General features: G+C 63.6%; 4 protein-coding genes. All 4 read left to right on the plus strand.

Features of this window, described 5'->3' with window-relative positions; genetic code table 11:
• A partial coding sequence (locus tag J4F42_21210) for an ABC transporter permease (GenBank protein ID MCE2488041.1) occupies window positions 1-606 on the plus strand: 606 nt, incomplete at its 5' end.
• Between the two features lie 5 nt (window positions 607-611).
• Window positions 612-1,952 carry an ABC transporter permease gene (locus tag J4F42_21215; protein MCE2488042.1) on the plus strand — a complete coding sequence of 447 codons (1,341 nt, stop codon included), beginning with the start codon at window positions 612-614 and terminating at the stop codon, window positions 1,950-1,952.
• A gap of 18 nt (window positions 1,953-1,970) precedes the next feature.
• On the plus strand, window positions 1,971-2,135 hold the full coding sequence (locus tag J4F42_21220; protein ID MCE2488043.1) for a hypothetical protein: 165 nt from the start codon (window positions 1,971-1,973) through the stop codon (window positions 2,133-2,135).
• Window positions 2,132-2,573 (plus strand): ABC transporter ATP-binding protein (locus J4F42_21225; protein MCE2488044.1); only part of this gene is annotated, 442 nt, incomplete at its 3' end. The genes J4F42_21220 and J4F42_21225, both read left to right, overlap by 4 nt.

Here is a 2,573-nt window from a genome sequence, read left to right on the forward strand (position 1 = left end):
CTGCTGCTGAACATCTTTTTTGCCATGGGCGTGGCCCTGTACCGGGGGACGTATGTGGACCACTGGGGTGTGCTGCTGTGCGTGCTGCTGATGTCGATTTCGGCCCTGTTCTACATCATTGCCGGTCAGGTCGTGTTTGCCAAAGCGCTCCGCCTGGTGCCCATCTCGGGCTTTGACTCGGGCATCTATTCCTTCAAGTTCATTGTCCTGCCGGTTCTGATTGCGGTGGTCATGGGCCTGGGCGGCAGCGTGCGTTTTTATCGGACCATCTTTCTGGAGGAGATCGGCAAGGACTATGTGCGCACGGCGCGGGCCAAGGGTCTGCCCGAACGGACCGTGCTGTTTGTCCACACCCTCAAAAACGCGATGATTCCGATCCTGACCAATGTCGTCGTCAGCCTGCCCTTTCTGTTTGCCGGCAGCCTGTTGCTGGAGTCGTTTTTCGCCATACCGGGCATGGGCTCGTTCATGCTTGAGGCCATTCAGCGCCAGGACTTCGCCATTGTCCAGGCCATGGTCTCGCTGGGCTCGTTTCTGTACATCGTCGGCCTGCTGCTGACCGACATCAGCTATACCCTGGTCGACCCGCGCGTCCGTCTGGAGTAAGCCCCATGACCGACACTCTCCAGCCACTGTGGCTGGCCCTGGGCTTTCGGCCGGTCGTGTTGTGGAGCGATCTGCTGATCTACCTGCTGTTCCTCAGCGGCGGTGTGTGGCTGCGTCTGGCCCTGCGCCGCGAGTACTGGCGACGCGCCGTGCGCCAGGTCGTTGCCAACCGGCTGGCCATGCTGAGCTTTGGCGTGGTGTGTGTGTACGCCACGGTAGGGCTGCTGGACACCCTGCACCTGCGTCTGATTTCGGCCGATAACCCGCACGGCGGTGGCATCCACAGTGTGCTGGACGTGCTCACTCAGGGCTTCATCGCCGAGACCGAAAAAACCTATTCAGCCCCGTTTGCCGTCTACCAGTTCACCAAAGAAACCCGCCACACCCCGAGCGGTCAGACCCGCATCTATCCCCGTCTTGAGCACGCCGGCAGCCACCTCAGCCAGCCCGACCAGCGGGCGGCCGATATCGGGCGCAGGCTGCTGGCCGGGCTGGGCTGGGGCCTGGGCGCGGGGCTGCTGCTCTTCGGGCTGGCGTGGTGGCGCTGGCGCAGGGTGTGGCCGGGCGTGTTTTGCGGCCTGGTGGCGATCATGGCGGCCGAAGTCCTGGCGCTCAGCCCCCACTATCACATCCTGGGCACGGACAAGACGGGCCAGGATGTTTTGTATATCGGGCTGAAAAGCGTACGGACGGGCCTGATCATCGGCACCCTGACCACGCTGATTGTGACCCCGTTTGCCCTGCTGTGCGGCGTCCTGGCCGGCTATCTGGGCGGCTGGGTGGACGACTGCATTCAGTACGTGTACACCACCCTGTCGTCCATCCCCGATATTCTGCTGATCGCCGCCGCCATGCTCATCTTTCAGGTCGGCCTGGCCGAGCAGGAAACCCTGATCTCGGCTGACCAGCGCCTGGTCTACCTGTGTGTGATTCTGGGCATTACCTCGTGGACCGGCCTGTGTCGCCTGATCCGGGCCGAGGTGCTGAAACTCAGGACGGTCGAGTACATTCAGGCGGCCGAGGCGTTCGGGCTCAGCCGCCTGACCATCATGCTGCGCCACTTGGTGCCCAACGTGATGCACATCGTGCTGATTTCCATTGTCCTGCGCTTCAGCGGTCTGGTGCTGGCCGAGGCCGTACTGGCCTATGTCGGGATCGGGGTCGATCCGTCCATGCAGTCGTGGGGCAATATGATCAACCAGGCCCGCCTGGAGCTGGCCCGCGAACCGGTCGTGTGGTGGAATCTGTTTGCCGCCCTGGTCTTCATGCTCGGCCTCGTTCTGCCGGCCAACCTGTTTGGCGATGCGGTGCGGGACGCGCTTGACCCGCGCCTGCGGACGGAGTGAGGGACAGGGGAAACGCTGATGAGCACCAGCCTACAGGAAAACACGGCGTCCAGCCCGCTGCTGCGGGTCCGCGACCTCAAGACCTATTTTCGGACCAAGGCCGGCCCGGCCCGGGCGGTCGATGGGGTGTCGTTTGAGCTGGCCGGGGGCGAAACCCTGGCCCTGGTAGCGGCAAAAGCGTGACCGCGCTGTCGATCATGCAGCTCGTTCCCGAGGCGGTCGGCTATCAGGCCGGCGGCAGCATCGAGTACCTGGGCCGGGATATTACTCGGCTGTCCGAGACGGACAAACGCCGGCTGCGCGGCGGCCAGCTGGCGATGATTTTTCAGGAGCCGATGACGGCTCTGAACCCGGTCCTGAGCGTTGGCTTTCAGCTGGTCGAGTCGCTGCGTCAGCACCGGCAGCAGACGCCGGACGAGGCGCGTCAGCGGGCGATTGCGCTGCTCGGCCAGGTCAATATCCCCGACCCGGTCAAGCGTTTTGACGAATATCCCCACCAGCTGTCCGGTGGCATGAAACAACGGGTGATGATCGCCATGGCTATGGCCGGCGATCCCAGGCTGCTGATTGCCGACGAGCCGACGACCGCCCTGGATGTGACGATTCAGGCCCAGATTCTGG

The sequence above is a fragment of the Desulfurellaceae bacterium genome, assembly GCA_021296095.1.
Classification (GTDB): domain Bacteria; phylum Desulfobacterota; class Binatia; order Bin18; family Bin18; genus JAAXHF01.

What these genes read in the sequence shown, in the direction of transcription:
- J4F42_21215 (MCE2488042.1), top strand. Translation starts at nt 612, where the DNA reads ATGACCGACACTCTCCAGCCACTGTGGCTGGCCCTGGGCTTTCGGCCG.
- J4F42_21220 (MCE2488043.1), top strand. Translation starts at nt 1,971, where the DNA reads ATGAGCACCAGCCTACAGGAAAACACGGCGTCCAGCCCGCTGCTGCGG.